We start from the raw sequence: 261 nt of genomic DNA, 5'->3' as shown, positions 1-261 counted from the left end.
AGGCGAGCCCCGTGCGGCCGGGCGACTATCTGGAACTTTTCGCGGAAATCGATCTCATCGGCGCGCTCTCAGCCTGCCCGGGCGGCGATTGCGGTTCCAGCCATTCCAGCGATGCGGTCCCGTGCTATCCCCTGAAGGTGGAGATATTCCGGCCGGATATGGCGGTGCTTGAAGGCTGGCCGTGGCCGGAGAAGAATGCGTATCGTCCTTTGGAATGATGATAAACACCTCTGTCGTCCTGCCGGACTAGATCCGGCATCC

At 61.3% G+C, this 261-nt stretch carries 1 pseudogene; it reads left to right on the top strand.

The annotated features are described in order from the left end of the window. Window positions 1-218, top strand: a pseudogene (locus tag SB764_RS41720) (hypothetical protein); the annotation flags it as partial. Window positions 219-261 lie beyond the last annotated feature (43 nt).

It is taken from the genome of Paraburkholderia sp. SIMBA_027, assembly GCF_046535315.1.
GTDB lineage: Bacteria > Pseudomonadota > Gammaproteobacteria > Burkholderiales > Burkholderiaceae > Paraburkholderia > Paraburkholderia tropica.
This window is presented reverse-complemented; position numbering and strand designations above follow the sequence as displayed.